Here is a 662-nt window from a genome sequence, read left to right on the forward strand (position 1 = left end):
CTCACCGGCTTCCTGCTGGTGGTGCCGTTCCAGGACCGTTTCGCCGACATCGGAGCCAGCGGCAGAGCCCTCTACCTGGTGGTCCTGACGCTTGCGCTCGCGTCGACGGTGGTGCTGCTGGCTCCGGTGATGATCCACCGCGCGGTGTTCCGCTCCCACCGCAAGGACAGGGTGTTGCAGTTGTCCGCAACACTCGCCCGGGTCGGTCTGGCGATGCTGTCGATCGCGTTGGTGGGCCTCGCCGCGCTGGTGTTCTCGCTGGTGGTCGGGCCGGTGGCGGGGCTCGTGGCCGCGGCGGTGATGGCGGTCCTCGTGACCGCCATGCTGTTCGTCCTGCCCGCCCGGGTCCGCCATCGCGCCGCGACCACCCCGTACTACGCGGGATGAGCACCTGCGTACGCCGATGACACGGCGTCGTCATCTGCGGGTGGGACAATCTGCGGGTGGGACAATGGGCCATGACCCGGCCCGCGTCAGCGCAGGGGAGGTGGCCGTAGCCCATGTCGGCGATGGGGATGTACTCCGGTTCCGTAGACCGGCATCAGAACGCTGCCGCCGAGCAGGCCCGCACCCGACTGGACGCGGCGCTGCGCGAGTGGTCCGGCCAACGTGCGGCGCTGACCGCCGACGGGCTCGGCCGTAATCCGCTGCGCCGGGTGCCG

Annotated in this window: 1 protein-coding gene; it reads left to right on the top strand. The window is 70.7% G+C overall.

Annotation, left to right across the window (positions count from 1 at the left end; translation table 11 throughout):
* On the top strand, positions 1–387 hold a 387-nt coding region (locus G6026_RS15595), incomplete at its 5' end, for a DUF6328 family protein (protein WP_241728131.1).
* Positions 388–662 lie beyond the last annotated feature (275 nt).

This window comes from Dietzia sp. DQ11-38-2 (genome assembly GCF_014145055.1).
GTDB lineage: Bacteria > Actinomycetota > Actinomycetes > Mycobacteriales > Mycobacteriaceae > Dietzia.